Origin of the sequence: Kitasatospora sp. CM 4170 (genome assembly GCF_032110285.1) — a bacterium.
GTDB lineage: Bacteria > Actinomycetota > Actinomycetes > Streptomycetales > Streptomycetaceae > Kitasatospora > Kitasatospora aburaviensis.
In genome coordinates, this window is record NZ_CP134877.1 from 7570179 (window position 1) to 7588038 (window position 17860).

The 17860-nt window shown below is 75.5% G+C and carries 13 protein-coding genes and 1 pseudogene; 5 read left to right on the top strand and 9 right to left on the bottom strand.

What is annotated here, in order from left to right:
* Nucleotides 1–281: 281 nt before the first annotated feature.
* Both RMN57_RS31940 and RMN57_RS31945 read right to left on the bottom strand, forming a co-directional pair.
* On the bottom strand, nt 282–1625 hold the full coding sequence (locus RMN57_RS31940) for an MFS transporter (RefSeq protein ID WP_313766765.1): 1344 nt from the start codon (nt 1623–1625) through the stop codon (nt 282–284).
* A gap of 101 nt (nt 1626–1726) precedes the next feature.
* Complete coding sequence (locus RMN57_RS31945; RefSeq protein ID WP_313766766.1) at nt 1727–3307, bottom strand: AMP-binding protein; 1581 nt, start codon at nt 3305–3307, stop codon at nt 1727–1729.
* A gap of 203 nt (nt 3308–3510) precedes the next feature.
* Here RMN57_RS31945 and RMN57_RS31950 point away from each other — a divergent pair, with 203 nt between their 5' ends.
* The 3 genes from RMN57_RS31950 to RMN57_RS31960 all read left to right on the top strand — a co-directional run bounded on the left by RMN57_RS31950 (nt 3511) and on the right by RMN57_RS31960 (nt 8021).
* On the top strand, nt 3511–4455 hold the full coding sequence (locus RMN57_RS31950) for a LysR substrate-binding domain-containing protein (RefSeq protein WP_313766767.1): 945 nt from the start codon (nt 3511–3513) through the stop codon (nt 4453–4455).
* A 114-nt stretch (nt 4456–4569) separates the two neighbouring features.
* Nucleotides 4570–7725, top strand: coding sequence for a DEAD/DEAH box helicase (locus tag RMN57_RS31955; protein ID WP_313766768.1), 3156 nt, complete (start codon nt 4570–4572; stop codon nt 7723–7725).
* A gap of 8 nt (nt 7726–7733) precedes the next feature.
* Complete coding sequence (locus tag RMN57_RS31960; RefSeq protein ID WP_313766769.1) at nt 7734–8021, top strand: hypothetical protein; 288 nt, start codon at nt 7734–7736, stop codon at nt 8019–8021.
* A gap of 50 nt (nt 8022–8071) precedes the next feature.
* Here RMN57_RS31960 and sph read toward each other — a convergent pair whose 3' ends face one another.
* From sph to RMN57_RS31975, 3 genes are all read right to left on the bottom strand, one after another.
* Nucleotides 8072–9070, bottom strand: a complete 999-nt coding sequence (gene sph, locus RMN57_RS31965) for a sphingomyelin phosphodiesterase (RefSeq protein WP_313766770.1) — start codon at nt 9068–9070, stop codon at nt 8072–8074.
* A 72-nt stretch (nt 9071–9142) separates the two neighbouring features.
* Nucleotides 9143–11239, bottom strand: coding sequence for an MMPL family transporter (locus tag RMN57_RS31970; RefSeq protein WP_313766771.1), 2097 nt, complete (start codon nt 11237–11239; stop codon nt 9143–9145).
* A 228-nt stretch (nt 11240–11467) separates the two neighbouring features.
* Complete coding sequence (locus RMN57_RS31975; protein WP_313766772.1) at nt 11468–12463, bottom strand: deoxyribonuclease IV; 996 nt, start codon at nt 12461–12463, stop codon at nt 11468–11470.
* A 363-nt stretch (nt 12464–12826) separates the two neighbouring features.
* On the opposite strand from RMN57_RS31975, the gene RMN57_RS31980 reads away from it, so the two are divergent.
* Together RMN57_RS31980 and RMN57_RS31985 are read left to right on the top strand one after the other, a co-directional pair.
* Entirely contained in the window at nt 12827–13921 is a 1095-nt protein-coding gene (locus RMN57_RS31980; protein ID WP_313766773.1) for a right-handed parallel beta-helix repeat-containing protein, read from the top strand.
* Nucleotides 13922–13967: 46 nt separating this feature from the next.
* On the top strand, nt 13968–14999 hold the full coding sequence (locus RMN57_RS31985; protein WP_313766774.1) for a methyltransferase: 1032 nt from the start codon (nt 13968–13970) through the stop codon (nt 14997–14999).
* Nucleotides 15000–15141: 142 nt separating this feature from the next.
* On the opposite strand, the gene RMN57_RS31990 is transcribed toward RMN57_RS31985, so the two are convergent.
* The 4 genes and pseudogenes from RMN57_RS31990 to RMN57_RS32005 all read right to left on the bottom strand — a co-directional run.
* On the bottom strand, nt 15142–15849 hold the full coding sequence (locus RMN57_RS31990) for a class F sortase (protein ID WP_380237881.1): 708 nt from the start codon (nt 15847–15849) through the stop codon (nt 15142–15144).
* A gap of 288 nt (nt 15850–16137) precedes the next feature.
* Nucleotides 16138–16572: a hypothetical protein gene (locus tag RMN57_RS31995; RefSeq protein WP_313766775.1), complete on the bottom strand. Its 435-nt coding sequence runs from the start codon at nt 16570–16572 to the stop codon at nt 16138–16140.
* 303 nt (nt 16573–16875) lie between these two features.
* Complete coding sequence (locus tag RMN57_RS32000; protein ID WP_313768041.1) at nt 16876–17289, bottom strand: nuclear transport factor 2 family protein; 414 nt, start codon at nt 17287–17289, stop codon at nt 16876–16878.
* 54 nt (nt 17290–17343) lie between these two features.
* A pseudogene (locus tag RMN57_RS32005) lies at nt 17344–17766 on the bottom strand (YybH family protein); the annotation flags it as partial.
* Nucleotides 17767–17860 lie beyond the last annotated feature (94 nt).

Here is a 17860-nt window from a genome sequence, read left to right on the forward strand (position 1 = left end):
CCCTCCGCGGCACGCCAGATGATCCATCCGGGGCAACGCGGGCCCGGCCGGGGCCGATCCGCAGGTGAGTCGGGGGAGTGCGACCGCCCGGGGTGTCGCCCGGGTGTCGTCGGGGGTGTCGACCCGGGGTGTCGCCGTCGATGTCGGCGCGACCCGCCGGCTGCCGGGCGCCGTCCCGGAGCCGGACGCCCGAGCGGTCCCGGCCACGGCCACGGCGTGCTCGGCGTCGGCGTCGCGGGCCCGGCAGGATCAGGGGGAGAGGCCCGCGCCCGGGTGAAGGGTCAGTTCCGGGCCTTGGCCGGGTGGGAGTCCACCGCCCGGCCGGGGACGGCGACCGCCGGCGTCGGCCCGTCGGCCGGCCGCATGGCGGCCAGGCGATGGAGGCAGGAGCGGCGCTGGAGGAGGGAGAGGCCGGCGACCGCGGTGCCGAGGACGAGCCAGCCGGCCGGACCGGCGGTCATCACGGCGCCGGTGAGGAGCAGCGGGCCGGCGGACTTCTGGATGGACTGGGACATGCCGGCGACGCCCAGGTAGGAGGCGCGGGAGCGGTCGGGGGCGAGGGCGACGGCCAGCTCCCAGGAGCTGACCGAGCGCATCAGCTCGGCGGCGGTCACCACCGTCGCCGCCACCAGCAGGGCGGCCGAGGCGGACCAGGTTCCGCCGCCGGTGCCGAGGGCCACCACGGCGCAGCCGATGAACATCGCCAGGCCGGCGAGCGCCACTGCGCCGGCCGCCCGGTGGGGGCCCTCGGCCCGTGCCGAGAGCCGTAGTTGGAGGAGGACCACCAGCACCGTGTTGAGCACCAGGAAGGCCGGCACCAGGGCGTGCGGCGCCGTGGTGTGGTCGACCAGCCAGAGCGGCAGGCCGACGGCGAGCACGGAGTCGTCCAGGTTCATCGGGATGTCGAGGAGGACGAAGCGCAGGTAGCCGCGGTCGCGCCAGGGGCGCGGCGCCGGCCCGGCGGTCGGGGCGGGTGCGGCCGCCGGGCCGGCCGGCGCGCCCGCCGCGACCCGGCCGGGGGCGGAGCGCGGCTCCCGGGTGCGCGAGACCAGCGCGGCGGTCACCGCGAAGGAGAGCGCGTTGGCCAGCACCAGCAGCTGGTAGGCGCCGACCGTCCCGACGGCCAGGCCGAGCGCCGCGACCCCGGCGCCCAGGGCGTACCCGGCGTTGGCCGCGCTGCGGGTGAGCGCCTGGTAGGTGGACCGCCGCTCGCCGGCCGCCCGGGTGGCGAACAGCATCTCCAGCGTCTTGGCGGCCCGCTCGGCCAGACAGGTGACCGCCATCACCGGCAGCAGCGCGGCGAAGCCGTCGCAGGCCAGGAGCAGGCCCATCGTGCCGAGGCGCAGCAGGTGGCAGCCGATCAGCAGCGTCCGCACCGGGAACCGTTCGGCCAGCTGCCCGGCCAGCGGGGAGCCGGCGATGCCGGCCACCGCGGCGATGCCGAGCAGCAGGCCGATCTCCCGCGCGTGGAGCCGGGTCACGAAGGTGAAGTAGAGCACCGCGGACGCCGCCCACACCCCCGTACCGGCCCGGTCCAGGAACTGGGCGAGGAGCATGATCCGCCCGTCCCGTCCGCCCGGCGGCCGGCGCAGCTGTGCCAGCAGTCCGTCCCCGCGCTTGCCCATGGTCCGACCCTCCCCGTTCCGTTGTCCGGAGAGCAGCCTGCCGGAGGTGAATCTCGACGTCAAGATACTTGATGTCGACAGACTTGGCCGGGGGTGGTCGGTCAGGTCGAAGCGTTCGGGGTGGTCGGTGCGGCCGCGGCGGTTGCGGCGGTTGCGGCGGTCGGCGCGAGCGTGGCGCGGAGCAGCTTGCGGTCGGGCTTGCCGGCCTCGGTGAGCGGGAGGCGGTCCAGGAGGTGGACGGCGCCCGGGGCGTACATCCGGCCCAGCCGCTCGGTGACGAGCGCCCGGACCAGTCCGCCGTCGGGGTGGCCGCCGGCCGCGGGCACGACCGCGACGTGGAGTTCCTCGGTCCCGTCCGCTCCCAGGGCGCCGAAGGCGGCGCACTGGGCGACGGTCGGGTGGGCGAGCAGCACCTCCTCGACGTCGGCCGGGTACACGTGGCCGCCGACCACCACGACCATGTCCTTCAGCCGGTCGACCAGGTGGAGGTAGCCCGCCGCGTCGAGCTGGCCGACGTCGCCGGTGCGGATCCAACCCTCTTGCAGCACCTCGGCGGTGAGGTCTGGGCGGCGCCAGTAGCCCGTCATCGTCATGGGGGTGCGGACGTGGATCTCCCCGTTCTCGCCCGGGGGCAGTACGGCGCCGGCGGGGTTGCGGATCTCGATCGTCACCCCGGGCGCCGGGCGTCCGGCGGTGATCCGGCCGCCCGGCCCGGTGACGGCGTGCTCCTCCGGTCCGACCTCGGTGATCGCCCCGGCCTCGGTCTGCCCGTACCAGCCGTGCAGCACGGGCCCGAACAGCTCGGCGGCCCGGCGCAGCCGCTCGGCCGAGGCGGCGGTACCGCCGTAGAACAGCCTTCGCAGGGCCGGTGGTTCGGCGTCGGCCGCGGCCGGGTGGTCCAGCAGCCCGTACAGCAGCGGGGGCAGCAGCCAGAGGTCGGTGACGTGCTCCCGCTCCAGCGCGGCGAGGACGTCCGCGGGGTCGAAGCCGCGCTGCAGCACGACGGCGCCCCCGGCGAGCAGCGCCGCGTCGGCGAGGATGCCGACCATGTGGGCGAGCGGGGTGCAGGCCAGCACGCGGGGCGGGCAGTCGGACCGCAGGCGGTCCGCGAGCCCGTCCAGCATCCGCCGGTAGGGGCCGTGGGCCATCGGGACGCCCTTCGGGGTCCCGGTGGTGCCGCCGGTGAAGCGCAGGCACCAGTCGTCCTCGGCCCGGACGGGCTCCGGCGCCCGGAACGGCGTGCCCGCCGTGGCGGGGGCGGGCAGGGCGCCGAGGGCGAGAACGGTCGGGAACGGCAGGCGGGCGAGCAGGGCGTCGGCCGCGGCCTGCTCGGCGGGGTCGACCAGCAGCGTGGCGGCGCCCGCGCTCGCGGCGACGTCCGCCTGCACGGCGGCGGACATGCCCGCGCCGAGGAAGGCGGCCCGGGCGCCGAGGAGGTTCACGGCGTAGCGGGCGGAGAGGGCCTCCGGTCGGTTGCCGGTCAGGAAGGCCACGCTGTCCCCGCGCCGGACGCCGCGAGCGGCCAGCACGGCCGCGGTCGCACGGACTTCGTCGGCCAGTGCGCGGGCCGTGACCGTGCGGCCGTCGGCGGCTACCACCGCGGGCCGGTCGGGCCCGCGCTCCAGGGCGGCGAGGACGCCATCGACATAACTCTCGAAGGGGGGTGCCGGGTTGGCGGCCATACAGGACAACTCCTCGAACGGGGCGGGTGCGGGGCGGGGGCGGCGCCCCCTCCCGGAGGCTAGGCGAGCTCCGCTCATCAACTCCACGACCGATTCGGGCATGAGACGATGCCTCAGGTGTTATAAGCGGACGACGCGGACGGCTCTGATGTCGCGACGACACCGATGTCGCGGACGGTGCGGGCCCGAGGGGGGACTGACGGATGGACCTGCCGGCGCTGCGGTGCTTCCAGGTGGTGGCCCGGTACGAGCACATCAGCCGGGCGGCCGAGGAACTGCGGGTGGCCCAGCCCTCGGTGAGCCGGACGATCTCCCGGCTGGAGGCGGAACTCGGGGTCCGGCTCTTCGACCGCCGGGGCCGCCGGATCCACCTCAACGAGCACGGCGCGTCCTTCCTGCGCCGCGTCGATCGCGCCCTCCGGGAACTCGACGACGGACTGCGCGAGTTGGCCGACGCCGCCGAACGCAACCGGCGGGTGACGCTGGCCGCCGAGACGCTGCTGACCGTCACCGCCCTGCTGGTCCGCTTCCGGGACGCCCACCCGGGCATCGAGGTGCGGCTGCGCCAGTCGTCCGCCGACTCCATGGCGCGCCGGCTCCGCGCCCGGGAGGTGGACCTCTGCGTCGCGTCCCAGCCGCTCGTCGGGCCCGGCCTCGTCTCCGAGCTGCTCCTGCGGGAGGAGGTGCTGCTCGCCGTGCCGGACGGCCACCGGCTGGCCGGCCGCGACGCGGTCCCGCTGTCCGCGCTGGAGGGCGAACCGCTGGTCTCCCCCAGCCGGGGGCACTGGCAGCGGGTCCTGGCGGACCGGCTCTTCGCCCGGGCCGGCGTCGAACCGGTGGTCGTCTGCGAGGGCGACGAGCCCGGAGCCGTGGTGAGTCTGGTCGCCGCGGGCCTCGGGGTGGCCCTGCTCCCGGCGATGGCCCGGGCCTCGGAGATCCGCGGGCCGCTTTCCTGGGTGCGGATCGCCGAGCCCGGATGCCACCGCGAGCTGCGCCTCGTCCGCGACGGCGGTGCCCCCCACTCGACCGCCGCCCGCCTCTTCGCAGCGTTCGCGGCCGACCACTTCCGCACGGTGGGTGCGACGGCGACGGCGACACCGGCTGGAGCCGCGGCCCGGGCCGGGGCCGGAGCCGGCACGACCGCCTGAGCAGGGGAGCAGCCGGCCTCCCGGCGCCCGCGCCGGGCCGGTTGTCGGAGGTCGTGGTTAGGCTGGGAGGCTCGCTGTCCCACCGCCGTCCCACCGCCCCGGAGGCCCGCCCCGATGTACGCCCTGCACGCGCTCTGGCGAGCCGACGGTCGCCTCGCGCTGTGGGCGGAGGACGCGGCCGCCTACCGTACCGGGCGGCCCGCCGCAGCGCGGCCGGGCGCGGGCGCGCACCCGTACGCCTGCGCGGCGGGGGAGGTCGCCCGGCTGCTGGGGGCGATCGGGCCCGGCCTCGACTGGCTGGCCGGGCAGGCGGACGAGCGCTGGACCGGGCTGCTGCTGCCGACCCTCGGCGAGCGGCCAGTCCCCTCGCCCGACCTTCCGGTGGGCAGCGCACCGCGCGGCGTCGCGCTCGGCGCGTGGCGGGTGCCGACCCTGCTGTTCGGCCCGGCGGAGGCGGCCCAGTTGCTGGGGTCGCTGCACGATCCCCGCTGGCCCGGTGCGACGGTGGAGCTGCCCGGCGGCGAGTCCGTCGAGCTCGCCTACGGCGCCTCGCTGCGCTGGCTGTCCGCCGTGCACGACCTCGCCTGGCGGCTGGTCGGGCGGGGGCGGCTGCTGCCGGCCCTCGCCGAGGAGCGGCCGGGCGAGTGGTACGCGCGCTGGCGGCCCGCCCCGGACGCGCCGGCCCGGCGCGAGCTGGCCGCGCTGGCCGCGGGCTGCCCGCCGGTCTGCCGGGCCGAGCACCGCCCGGGCGCGGGCGCGCCGGAGGCCCCGGCCGCCGCCCCGACCGGGACGGAGCTGGCCACCGGCCTGCTCGACACCCTCGTCGACCAGGAGGCCCGCGCCGCCCTCGTGGACCTCGAACCGCCCGCCGAGCCCTGGCTCGCCGCACTCCACGCCGCCGACGGCCGTCTCCGCCGCCCCCCGGCCACCGACCTGCCGGAGCGCCTGACCGTCTGGGGAGCCGCCCGCCCCGCCGACAGCCCGGTCCGGCTCAACCTCCGCCTCACCGAACCCCTCGGCCCGGACGGCCTCCCGTACGGGGGCGACCGAACCGGGGGCGACCGAACCGGGGGCGACCGCACCGGGGCCTCGGCCCAGGACGACGACCCGGGGGCGGCCCCCGAGACCTGGCGGCTCGACCTACTGCTCCAGGCAGCCGACCGCCCCTCCCTGGTCGTCCCCGCCGCCGACCTCTGGACCGAGGACGCGGGGTACGCCGCCCTGACGCGCACCGTCTCCGACCCGGCCGCCGCCCTCCTCGCCGAGCTGGAGCGCGCCGCCCGCGTCCACCCGCCGCTGCGCAGCGTGCTGCTGGCCCCCCGGCCCACCGGCGTCGATCTGGACCGCGCGGGCGCCCTGCGCTTCCTGCGCGAGGCCGCCCCCGTCCTCACCCGGGCCGGCTTCGGTGTGCTGCTCCCGGCCTGGTGGCAGCGGCGCCCCCGGCTCGGTCTCGCCCTCACCGCGGCGCCCGCCACCGCCCCGGGCTCGGTGCGGCGCACCGCCCGGGTGGACCGGGACGCCGTGCTGAACTTCCAGTGGCAGCTCTCCATCGGTGAACTGACCGTCACCGAGGCCGAGTTGGCCGAGCTGGTGGCGGCCCAGCAGGGGCTGGTCCGGCTTCGTGGCCGCTGGATCGAGGTCGACCAGGCCCAACTCGCCGCCGCCGTACGCTTCCTGGCCGCACGGGGCCGTGGCGTGATGGAGCCCGTGGAGCTGCTCCGGCTGGCCCTGGACGACGGCGCCGTGGTGGACGGGCTGCCGGTGACCGCCGTCCGCGCCGCCGGGCCGATCGGGGAGCTGCTGGCCGGCCGACCCGGCCCGGCCGACCGCGTCCCCGAACTGCCGGACGGCTTCACCGGAACCCTCCGCCCCTACCAGCGGCGGGGGTTGGCCTGGCTGGACGCCCTCGGCCGGCTCGGGCTCGGCGCCGTACTGGCCGACGACATGGGCCTCGGCAAGACCGTCCAGACCCTCGCCCTGCTCGCGCTGGAGCAGCAGCGCGGCGCCACCGGCCCCACCCTGTTGGTCTGCCCGATGTCGCTGGTCGGCAACTGGCAGCGGGAGGCGGCCCGGTTCGCGCCGGGGCTGCGCGTGCACGTCCACCACGGGGCCGACCGCTCCGCGCCCGACCGGTCCGCCGACCTGGTGATCACCACCTACGGGCTGGTCCAGCGCGACGCCGCCGAGCTGCGCGCGATCCGCTGGCGGCGGATCGTCGCGGACGAGGCGCAGCACATCAAGAACCCGGCGGCCCGGCAGTCCCGCGCGCTCCGCTCGCTGCGCTCGGGGCCGCGGATCGCGCTCACCGGAACGCCGGTGGAGAACCGGCTCGCCGAGCTGCACGCGGTGCTGGACTTCGCCAACCCGGGGCTGTTCGGCAGCGCGGAGTCCTTCAAGGAGCGGTTCTCGATCCCGGTGGAGCAGGCCGGGAGCGTCGAGGCGGCGGCGCGGCTGCGCCGGCTGTCCGGGCCGTTCCTGCTGCGCCGCAGCAAGAGCGACCCGCAGATCGCCCAGGACCTGCCCGCCAAACAGGAGTTCACCGTCCACTGCAGCCTCACCGCCGAACAGGCCGGTCTCTACCGGGCGGTGGTGGCCGATCTGTTGGAGCGGCTGCGCGGCATGCGCGGTGTGGAGCGCAAGGGCGCCGTCCTGGCGGCGATCGGCAGGCTCAAGCAGGTCTGCAACCATCCGGCCCAACTGCTGCACGACGGAACGGCGGTGGCCGGTCGCTCGGGCAAGGTCGAGCGGCTGGTGGAGGTGCTGGAGGAGGCGCTGGCCGAGGGGGACCGGGCGCTGGTCTTCACCCAGTACGCCGAGTTCGGCGCCATGCTGCAGCCCCACCTGCGCGAGCGGCTGGGCGAGGACGTGCCGTACCTGCACGGCGGGGTGCCCAAGGGGCGCCGGGACGAGCTGGTCGAGCGGTTCCAACGGCCCGACGGGGCAAGGGTCTTCCTGCTCTCGCTGCGGGCGGGCGGGACCGGTCTCAACCTCTCCGCCGCCAACCAGGTGATCCACCTCGACCGCTGGTGGAACCCGGCCGTCGAGGACCAGGCCACCGACCGGGCGCACCGGATCGGGCAGCGCCGCGACGTGCAGGTGCGGCGGCTGGTCTGCGTCGGCACGGTGGAGGAGCGGATCGACGAGCTGCTGGCGGCCAAACGCGGCCTGGCCGACGCCGTGATCGGCGGCGGTGAGGAGTGGCTGGCCGAACTGTCCGCCGAGCGGCTGCGCGAGCTGCTCAGCCTGTCCGCCGACGCGATCGGAGAGTGACCCGTCCGATGCCCGCCCCCGACCGCCGGCCTGCCCCCGACCGCCGGCCCGCCTCCGACCGCGGGCCCGCGCCGGGCGACCGCCCGCTCGCGGACTGCCTCGACACCTTCTGGCAGGCCCGCATCCCGGCGGCCCCCGCGGAGCCTGCCACGGCGGCCCCCGTGCAGGCACCCGCCGGCAGCCCCGTACCCGGCACCGCGCTCGCCGAGCTCGGCGCCTCCGGGATCACCGTCCGGGGCCGGCCCCTGGAGGCCGCCCTCGGGCCGGCGTACCGGCTCTTCACGGGCGGCGCGTAGGCCCGGTCCGGCCGGACCGGACCTACGCGCACCACCCGCCTCGACGGGCCTTAGCCGGCCGTCACCGGGTAGTGGTCGGAGAGGTCGTTGTAGGTGTAGCTCTTGCCCCAGCTGCTCACCGTCCACGGCGCGCTGTGGAAGCGGACCACCGTGTTGGTGTAGCTCGCCGGCCGGGCGTGGTCGGTCCGGTAGAGGACGTAGTCCAGGTCCTCCTTGGGCTCACCGGGGTACCGGTAGGCGGCGATCGAGTTGTCGACGGTGTCGAACGAGTTGACCCAGCCGTTGCGGGTGTCGGCCGGCGCCACGCCCGCGTTGGCGAGCAGCGACGGGTACTCGGTGTCGTGCGAGTTGATGTTGAGGTCGCCCGCGATGACCACCGGCTCGGCGGCCGGGATGTTCTTGCCGTCGATGAACGACTTCATCGCCTTGAGCTGCGCCGCCCGCACGGCCGCCGGCTCACCGGCGGAGCAGCCGGTGTCGGTGGACTGCAGATGGGTGCCGACCACGTGGGTGCGCACGCCGTTGACGTTCAGCACGGCGTAGACGAAGCCCTTGTTCGACCACCAGTCCGCCCCGCAGGCGTCCTTGAAGACGTACTGCTCCTTGCGCAGGATCGGCCACTTGCTGAGCAGCGTCACCCCGCCGTCCTCCGGCGTGGTGGAGCTGTAGCTGCCGCCGGTCGCGTCCCAGCCGCTGGTCGACCGGCCGACCACCGGGGTGTGGTACGGGTAGGCGGCCGAGGCCTGCGAGGTGAGCAGGTCGGAGGCGGCGTTGTCGAAGGCCTCCTGGAGGACGACGACGTCCTGCCCCTGGAAGAAGTCCGCGGCGGCGATGGCCTTCGCGCGGTAGTCCTGGCCCCAGTTGGGGTAGAGGCTCTTGCTCATCAGGAAGACGTTGTACGTCAGCACCTTGAGCGCGGGCACCGAGCCGGCGGGCACGGTGGCGGCCGAGGCGGCGGGGGCGGTCGCCAGCGGGGCGATCAGGCCCGCGGCGACGGCTGCGGCGGCGGCCAGGCGGGTGCCGCGGCGAAGCGTGGTGGGAGTTGGCATGGCCGCAGTGAACTCGCCTCCGGCCACGCATGGCAAGACATCGGACGATCACCGTATGAACTCGACGGTAACTTAAAGCTGTCTGGCCAACTCGCCTTCCGAATCCACGACTTGCTTGGACAACTTGCTCGGCCACCAGATGTGCCGGTCCAGGTCCATGGTGAGCGCGGTGACCAGCACCGACCGCACCACCAGGGTGTCCAGCAGGACGCCGAGGGCCACCGCGAAGCCGATCTCGGCGAAGCCGACCAGTGGCAGGGTGCCGAGCACCGCGAAGGTGCTGGCCAGGATCAGCCCGGCCGAGGTGATCACCCCGCCGGTCGCCGCCAGTCCGGAGATCGCCCCCCTCCGGGTGCCCTGGTGGACGGACTCCTCCCGCACCCGGGTCATCAGGAAGATGTTGTAGTCGATGCCGAGCGCCACCAGGAAGACGAAGACGAACAGCGGGAAGGAGTTGTCCTGGCCCTCGAAGTGGAAGACGTGCTCGAAGAAGAACGCGCTGATCCCGAGCGCCGACGCGTACGACAGCACGACGGTCGCGATCAGCACCAGCGGCGCCGTGATCGCGCGCAGCAGCAGCGCCAGGATCACCAGCACCACGCCGAGCACCAGCGGGATGATCGTCCGGTTGTCGTTCGTCGCGGCACGCCCGGCGTCCAGGATCACCGCCGTGCTGCCGCCGACCTTGGCGTCAGCGTCCGGCACCGCGTGGACGGCCGTCCGCACCCGGTCCACGGTGTCCTTGGCGGCCTGGCTGTCCGGCGGGTCGGTGAGGGTGGCCCTGAACAGCGCCGTCCCCTCGTGCACCTCGGGCGCCGACGTCCCCGCGACCCCGGGTGTCGAGGTCGCCGCCGCGCGCACGGCGGCGACCCCGGACTCGGTGCTGATCACGGTCAGCGGCGCGCCCGTCCCGCCGGGGAAGTGGTCCTGCAGCACCTCCTGGCCGACCACCGAGTCCGGCTTGCCGGTGAAGGTGCCGGCCGTGCTCAGGCCGGAGGCGTTCAGCGAGACCAGGCCGATGCAGCAGGCGGCCAGAGCCAGCGTGGTGCCGATCCACACCTTGCGCGGACGGCGGCCGATCCAGGCGCCGACGTGCGCCCAGCGGCCCGTCCGGGTCGGCTCCGGCGTCCCGTACGCGGGCTTGACGGGCCAGAAGACCCACCGGCCGAAGACCACCAGCAGCGCCGGCAGCAGGGTGAGCATCGCGACCAGCGCCACCAGCACGCCGATCGCACAGACCGGCCCGAGTCCGCTGGTGGAGTTCATCTCGGCGATCAGCAGGCAGAGCATCGAGGCCACCACGGTGGCCGAGGAGGCCAGGATCGCCGGGCCGGCCCGGTGCAGGGCGAACGCCATCGCCTCGTGCCGGTCCTCGTGCCTTCGCAGCTCCTCCCGGTAGCGGGCGGTGAGCAGCAGCGCGTAGTCGGTGCCGGCACCGAGCACCAGCACGATCAGGATGCCCGCGCTCTGCGCGTTGACGGTCAGTCCGGCGTGGTCGGCCAGCAGGTAGATCACCGCCTGCGAGACGACCAGCGCCCCGGCGGCCGAGAGCAGCGGCAGGAGCCACAGGACGGGGCTGCGGTAGGTGAGCAGCAGCAGGATGATCACCACGCTGATGGTGGCGGCCAGCAGGGTGCTGTCGATGCCCGCGAAGACCTCGGCCTGGTCGGCCCCGATCCCGGCGGGGCCGGTGACGTGGGTGACCATGCCCTGGCTGCCGTCGGCGGCGGTGGCGCGCAGGTTGTCCACGGCCGGGCGCAGGTCCTCCCAGCCGCCTGTGCCGATGTCGATCGGCACGATGGTCTGCATCGCCCGGCCGTCGGCGGAGACGACCGGTCCGACCACCTCGCCCAGGACGTGCGGCGCGGTGGCGAACGCGGCGGCGTCCCGGGCCGCCTCCACCCGGTCCGCGGGGGTGATCCCGCCGTCGCGCTGGTAGACCACCACGGCCTGCGCGGTGTCGACCGGCTGGAAGGCACGCTGTTCGTTGAGCACCTGGGTGGACTCGGCGTTGCCGGGCAGCCAGCTGGAGGCCTGGTTGTCCTCGGCGCCGTTGAGCTTGCCGGCGAGCGGACCCGCGACGAGCAGCAGCACCAGCCAGAGGGCCAGCACCACCCACTTGCTGCGGCGTCCGCACGGGAGTGCGGCCAGTCTCCGGGTCGGGCTCATCGGAAACCCCCAGGGGCCTGAGGCGTCAACTCGTTCCAGCCTCTCACCGGCCCGCCGACCCGGCAGCCGGAGCGCGGCCGGCCCCACGCGCCGCCGCAGACGCGCGGTCCGCTCACCGCGGGCGCTTCCCGCGGACCGCTCCTCGCCCCCCCGAGGGCCGCTTCCTGACCGCCGCCGTGCGTGACCCGCCGCCGTGCGTGACCCGCCGCCGTGCGTGACCCGCCGCCGTCAGCGGCGCGAGCGCTGCCCCGGGACGGCGGCCCGCTCCCGCAGCTCCTTCAGTACCGCGATGTCGAGCGCGTGGCCGGCCCCCTCGCCGCCGTGCTTGCGGTCCGGGGTCTCGACCACCAGCGGGACGCCGGCCGTCTCCGGGTGCTCGAACAGCTCCCGGAACGGCTCCGCGCCGATCATCCCGGCGCCGATGTTGGCGTGCCGGTCCTTGCGCGCGCCGACCGCGTCCTCGGAGTCGTTGGCGTGGATCAGCCGCAGCCGCCCCGGCCCGGCGGCCGCGACCAGCGCGTCCAGCGCTTCCCGGACGCCGCCCGGCGACGCCAGGTCGTGCCCGGCCGCGAAGGCGTGGCAGGTGTCCAGGCAGACCCCGACCTTCGGGTGGCCGTCCAGCGCGTCCACGTACTCCGCGAGGTCCTCCATCCGCGAGCAGAGCGAGCTGCCCTGGCCGGCCGTGGGTTCCAGCAGCAGCCACGGTGCGTCGTCGCCCAGCGCGTCCAGTTCGTCCAGCAGCGGGCGGACGTCCGCGCGGACCTGGGCCATCGCCTCGGCCCGCCGCGACCCGCCGCCCGGCGCCGTCCCGACCGCCGACCCGGTGTGCAGCACCACGCCCAGCGCGCCGATCGCGTGCCCGCGCAGCAGCGAGTGGCGCAGCGAGTCGGCCGAGCGCTCGCGCGTCGCCGCCGTGTCCGAGCCGAAGTTGATCAGGTACGGCGCGTGCACGTACGCCGGGACGCCCTGCTCGGCGCAGGCGGTGCGGAACTCCTCGTCCTGGGCCGGGTTGCCCGGGGGAGTGGCCCAGCCGCGCGGGTTCGCCACGAACACCTGGACCGCCTCCGCGCCCACCCGTCGTGCGTACGCCAGGCCCGTCCCGGCCAGCCCGCGGGCGGCCACCGGAACGTGGGCACCGATCGGGTTGCGGACGGCGCCCGCCGAGGGCACGGCGGTGGTCGCCGAGGGCGCGGCGGCGGGCGGCAGGACGGCAGCGGTGTTCATGGCCCCGAGCATGCCACGTGCCGGTCCCCGCCCCTGCCGCGGGCGGGGCGGGCACGTCGCCCGCCACCCCGCCGTCGGTGCCCGGCGGCCGGTCCGCCAAGGGCGAGGCGCTGACGCCGACCCCGGCCGGGGCGGACCACGACCCCGAGCCGTGCCCGACCGCGCCCCCGGCCGGCGCCGAGCCCGGCCGCGTCACCTCCTCGGCCGACGGTCCGTCAGCCCCACAGCCCAGCCCTGGTGGCGGGTCCACCCGTGCACCCATAGCGTCGATTCCGGCCGACCACCACCGGCCGTCGTCTCCCACTCACACCGCGTCACCGCGCCGGAGTCCGGCGAGCGCGGCAGAAAGCAGGTCATCAACTCATGCCCACGCGACGGGTCCACCACCTCGCCGCGGCCACCGCCGCCGCCACGACCGCCCTCACCACCGTCCTGGCCACCCTGGCCGCCGCGCCCGCGGCCCACGCCGCCGGCGGCCTGCACCTCGTCCGCCCGGGCGAATCGATTCAGCAGGCCGTCGACGCGGCCGCCCCCGGTGACACCGTCCAGCTGCTGGCGGGCACCTACTACGGCAGCGTCCGGATCACCACGCCCGATCTCACCCTGCGCGGCGTCGGCCGGCACAGCGTGATCGTCCCGGGGAACGCCGCCGACGGCACCGCCGGCGACACCGTCTGCGCCACCGCCGGCCACGGCCTCTGCGTCGCCGGCACCGACGCGGAGCCGCTGCGCGGCGTCACCGTCGAGGCCCTCGCCGTCACCGGCTTCCCCAAGAACGGCGTCAACATCGCCTCGACCGCCGGTATGACCGTGCGCGCCACCTACGTCCACGACAATGGCCAGCAGGGCATCAGCCAGGAGAAGTCGACCCGCGCCGTCATCGTCGGCAACGAATCGGCCCGCAACGCTCAGTCCGGCATCTTCCTCGCCAACAGCGTGGTCAACGAGGGCGGCGCCGCCGACACCGAGGGCACGCTGGTCAGCGGCAACCGGCTCTCCGAGAACCGGATCGGCGTCACCGTCCGCCGGCTGCGCGACCTGAGCATCGAGCAGAACGAGGTCCGCGGCAACTGCGGCGGCGTCTTCATCGTCGGCGACGAGGGCGTGCCCAAGGCGGGAGCGCTGAGCGTCACCCGCAACCGGGTCCTCGCCAACAACAAGTACTGCCCGCCCAACCCGCGGCTCGACTTCATCCAGGGCACCGGCATCCTGCTCACCGGCGCCGAGGACACCCAGGTGACCGACAACCAGGTCCGCGACAACGTCGGCACCTCGTCGATGTCCGGCGGCATCGTGCTCTTCCGCAGCCTGGTCGGCGCGCCCAACGCCCGGCACACCATCAGCGGCAACTACGCGACCGGCAACAGCCCGGCCGACCTGGTCGACGCCGACACCGGCACCACCAACACCTTCGCCCGCAACCACTGCGCGGTCTCCAAGCCGGCCGGCCACTGCTGACCCCGCGCGCCCTCCGCCACCCCTCCCACCTGCAGAAAGACGGCACATGACCACCGCACCCGCCACCACCCCGCAGGCCGCGATGCGCCTGCGGGAGCTCGTCTTCGGCGCCGCCTGCGCCGCCGCCGTCCGCGCGGCCGCCAGGCTCGGCGTCGCCGACGCGCTCGGCGACACGCCGACCGCCGTCACCGACCTGGCGGCCGAGCTCGGCACCGAGCCCAAGCCGCTGCGCCGGCTGATGCGCGCCCTCACCTGCTACGGCATCTTCCACGAGGTCGGCGACGACCGGTTCGAGCACACCGAGATGTCCCGGCTGCTGCGCGAGGACGCCCCCAACAGCCTGCGCTACATCTCGCTCTGGTGCACCGAGCCGTGGACGTGGGAGGCCTGGCCGAAGCTGGACGAGGCCGTCCGCTCCGGGCGCAACGTCTTCCCCGAGATCTTCGGCAAGGAGTTCTTCGAGTACCTGCACAGCGAGGGCGGCGACTCCGCGCGGGTCTTCGACCGGGCGATGACCACCTCCAGCCGCCAGTCCGCGGCCGACTTCGCCGCCTACCTCGACCTGACCGGCATCGACTCGGTGGTCGACATCGGCGGCGGCCAGGGCCACGTGCTGGCCAGCCTGCTGGAGAAGCACCCGGCGCTGCACGGCACCCTGCTGGACCTCCCCAAGGTGGTCGCCGGCGCCGACCCGCGGCTCCGCGACGGCGGTGCCTTCGCCGCCCGGGCGCGGCTGGTGCCCGGCGACTGCCGGGTCGACATCCCGGTGCGCGCCGACCTCTACATCATCAAGAACATCCTGGAGTGGGACGACGAGAGCACCCGCCGCACCCTGGCCAACGTGGTCCGGGCCGCCAAGCCGGGCGCCCGAGTCGTGGTGGTCGAGAACCTGGTCGACGACAGCCCCTCCATGCGCTTCACCACGGCGATGGACCTGATGCTGCTGCTCAACGTCGGCGGTGCCAAGCACTCCAAGGAGAGCATGGTGCGGCTGATGGAGGAGGCCGGTCTGTCCGTCGCCGGCGTCCGCGAGGTCAACCCCTACCTGCACGCCTTCGAGGCCACCGTCCGGGGCTGAGCCGCCGGCGCCCGGTCGCCGGACCGCCCGCACCGATCGCCGGTGCGGGCGGTTCCGCGCGTCGCCCGCGCCGCTCCTGCGCGAGGAACGACGGGGCCCCGGCCGGCAGGGGTCCGCCGACCGGGGCCGCGCCGCGGCGGGCTCAGGCCCGCCGGGAGGACTCCAGGTGCGCGAAGACCACCACGTTGTCGAGGTAGTCCTTGCGCTTCTTGTCGTAGGTGCCGCCGCAGGTGATCAGCCGCAGCTGGGCGTCGGGCGTCTTCCCGTAGACCTTCTGGTCGGGGAAGGCGCTCTTGGAGAAGGTCTCCACCGAGTCCACCGAGAAGACGGCGACCGTGCCGTCCGCCCGCTGCACCTCGACCTTGTTGCCCGGCAGCAGCAGGCTCAGCAGCAGGAAGACCGCCGGGCCCTTGGTGGTGTCCACGTGCCCGGCCACCACGGCGCTGCCGCGCTCGCCGGGGGTGACGCCGTCCCGGTACCAGCCGACCAGGTTCTTGTCGTCCGGCGGCGGTGCGTTGAGCTGGCCGGACGGATTGAGCGTCAGCTCCGTGAACGGGGCGTCCACGCCGATCTGCGGGATCCGCAGCCGGGTCGGCACGGCCCGCTTCAGCGGGGGCGCCGCGGCGCCCTGGGCGGCGGCCTTCGGTGTGGCGGGCGCGGTGGGTATGGGGGTCGCGGACGCGGCGCCGGGTGTCGGGGCCGCTGTGGCCGCCGGAGGCGCGGCCTGGCCCGAGGCGGACTCCGCCGGGGACCCGGAGTCCACCGAGTTGTAGATCAGCAGCAGACCGGCCGCCGCCGCGCCCATACCCGCGCGCAGCAGCCGGGACGTACCAGGAACCAGACCGGCCATCGTTCCACTCCTCGGCCGTGCGGGACTGTTCTGTCACCACGACCCGGTCGTCACGACCCGGCCGGGGCGACTCGGCCCGGCGACTCGGCTCGGCGACTTGCCGAGGACGAGCCGGCCGGCACGCGTCGGCCGCGACGAGTCGGTGATCACGCGTCGGCCGTCGCGACGAAGCGCCGCCGCGGCCGCTCGGCGGGCCCGGTGGACCCGCGCGCCCCCGCCGCGGCCGGCGCGCAGGGGCGGCGGCCACGGCGGGGAGGCGTCGGACGGCGCCGTCGGACGGCGCCGGGCTCAGATCGCGGCGCCGGCCGAGCGACGGCCCTTGCGCAGCGCGATGGCGCCGGCCCCGAGACCGCCGAGCAGCAGGACGGCTCCGGAGGCGAGGCCGCCGCCGGACACCAGGCCGCCGCCACCGGTGTGCACACCACCGTGCGGGGCCTTCTCCTCGCCCTTCTCCCCCTTCTCGCTCTTCTCGCTCTTCTCGCTCTTCTCGCTCTTCTCGCCGTACGAGGACGAGCCGGAGGAGCTGGAGGAGGAGCCGGAGGAGGAGCTCTTCTCCTGCTTCTCGTCCCACGTCTTCTGGCCGTCGGGGCTGGCGGCCTTGTCCTGCTTCTCCTGCCAGGTCAGGTTCTTGTCGCCGCCGTCCGCGAAGGCGGCGGGGGCAGTGACGGTCACGGCGGCGGCGGCGATGACCGCCCCGGCGAGCAGCGTGCGTGCAGAGCGCATGATGGTGATCCTTCCGGCGCGGAACCGCGACTGCCGACACGTCGTCGGCCAAGGGGACTCGCGGGGCTGCGCCTGATCCACCGTCAACCACCCTCGGCGCCGTTGCCACCGGAGGACGGCGGTGGAGGCCGCGGCGGTGCGCCCCTTCGGGTGGTCTCCCGGGCGTGTTCACCCGAGTGCACGTGCGGTCCGGGTGAATCCGCGCCGGGCCCTGTGCGCGTCGCCCGCCCAGCGCCGCGGTCGTCCCCGCGCCGCGGTCGTCCCCGGCCGTCCCCGGAGGCCCGTAGGCCCCGGGCGGGCGCGTCAGGAGGGCAGGGGGAAGGACAGGTGCTGGTGCACCATGGCCCACCCGCCGTCCCGCCGCTCGAACACCCGGGTGCCGCGCGACCAGGTCTCCGCGGTCGAGCCGTCCGCCCCGGTACTGCGGATGTGCTCCAGCCCCCAGGCCACGGCGAGGTCGCCGCCGACCCGGACGGTGAGGTCCGGGATGTCCCAGGCGACCGGTCCGGGGGAGGCGGCCAGCCCGTTGCGGCAGATCTCGCGGACCTCCTCGATCCCCCGGTAGCCGAGCGGGCCCGCGTGCTCGTAGGAGACGACGTCCTCGGCGACGTGGGCCATCAGTCCGTCGAGGTCCTTGGCGGCGGTCTCCTCCGCCCAGCGCTGGTGGATCGCGCGCACCTCGCGCTCGGCCGCACCGGGCGGCGCGGAGCCGGCCACCGCGGCGGCCTCCGCCGGCGCGACGGTGCCCGAGCCGGCGTCCGCGACGATGCTCGGCGCGACGGAGGTGTCGGGGAAGGAGTGGTGCTCGTGCGCCACCTCCCACTGCCCGTCGGTGCGCCGCAGGCCGAGGGTGAGCCGCAGGCGCAGGGCGGGCTGCTCGGCGAAGTCACGCGCGGTCCCGCAGCGCAGCAGGGCGTGGGCGAAGGCGACGTCCGCCCCGGTCGTCACGTCGAGGGACTCGATCTCGAACGCCGCTCCGTCGGCCAGCCAGTCGAAGAAGGGCGGCCAGGTCGCGCGGTAGGCGTCGAGGCCGCGCACGCCCTCGAACGGCGGCGGGACGTCGAACATCACGATGTCGTCCCGGTGGTGGGTCAGGACGCCGTCGAGGTCGCCGCGCCGCACCGCCGCGGCCCACCGCTCGACCAGACCCCTGATCTCCTGCTCGTCGTCGCGCTGCTCGTTCTCGGTCGGCATGGGGCCGATGCTGCCACCGCTGCCGGGGGCGGCACCGGGAGGCGCGCGGGCCCGGCGGCGCGCCGTCCTGACGGGTCGGGTGCCGCGTGCGGGC

Coding starts and splice junctions, on each gene's coding strand:
- RMN57_RS31990 (WP_380237881.1), bottom strand. CDS start 15,849: ATGGCCGGTCTGGTTCCTGGTACGTCCCGGCTGCTGCGCGCGGGTATG.
- RMN57_RS31945 (WP_313766766.1), bottom strand. CDS start 3,307: ATGGCCGCCAACCCGGCACCCCCCTTCGAGAGTTATGTCGATGGCGTC.
- RMN57_RS31980 (WP_313766773.1), top strand. CDS start 12,827: ATGCCCACGCGACGGGTCCACCACCTCGCCGCGGCCACCGCCGCCGCC.
- RMN57_RS31985 (WP_313766774.1), top strand. CDS start 13,968: ATGACCACCGCACCCGCCACCACCCCGCAGGCCGCGATGCGCCTGCGG.
- RMN57_RS31970 (WP_313766771.1), bottom strand. CDS start 11,239: ATGAGCCCGACCCGGAGACTGGCCGCACTCCCGTGCGGACGCCGCAGC.
- RMN57_RS31955 (WP_313766768.1), top strand. CDS start 4,570: ATGTACGCCCTGCACGCGCTCTGGCGAGCCGACGGTCGCCTCGCGCTG.
- RMN57_RS31995 (WP_313766775.1), bottom strand. CDS start 16,572: ATGCGCTCTGCACGCACGCTGCTCGCCGGGGCGGTCATCGCCGCCGCC.
- RMN57_RS31960 (WP_313766769.1), top strand. CDS start 7,734: ATGCCCGCCCCCGACCGCCGGCCTGCCCCCGACCGCCGGCCCGCCTCC.
- sph (WP_313766770.1), bottom strand. CDS start 9,070: ATGCCAACTCCCACCACGCTTCGCCGCGGCACCCGCCTGGCCGCCGCC.
- RMN57_RS31950 (WP_313766767.1), top strand. CDS start 3,511: ATGGACCTGCCGGCGCTGCGGTGCTTCCAGGTGGTGGCCCGGTACGAG.
- RMN57_RS31975 (WP_313766772.1), bottom strand. CDS start 12,463: ATGAACACCGCTGCCGTCCTGCCGCCCGCCGCCGCGCCCTCGGCGACC.
- RMN57_RS31940 (WP_313766765.1), bottom strand. CDS start 1,625: ATGGGCAAGCGCGGGGACGGACTGCTGGCACAGCTGCGCCGGCCGCCG.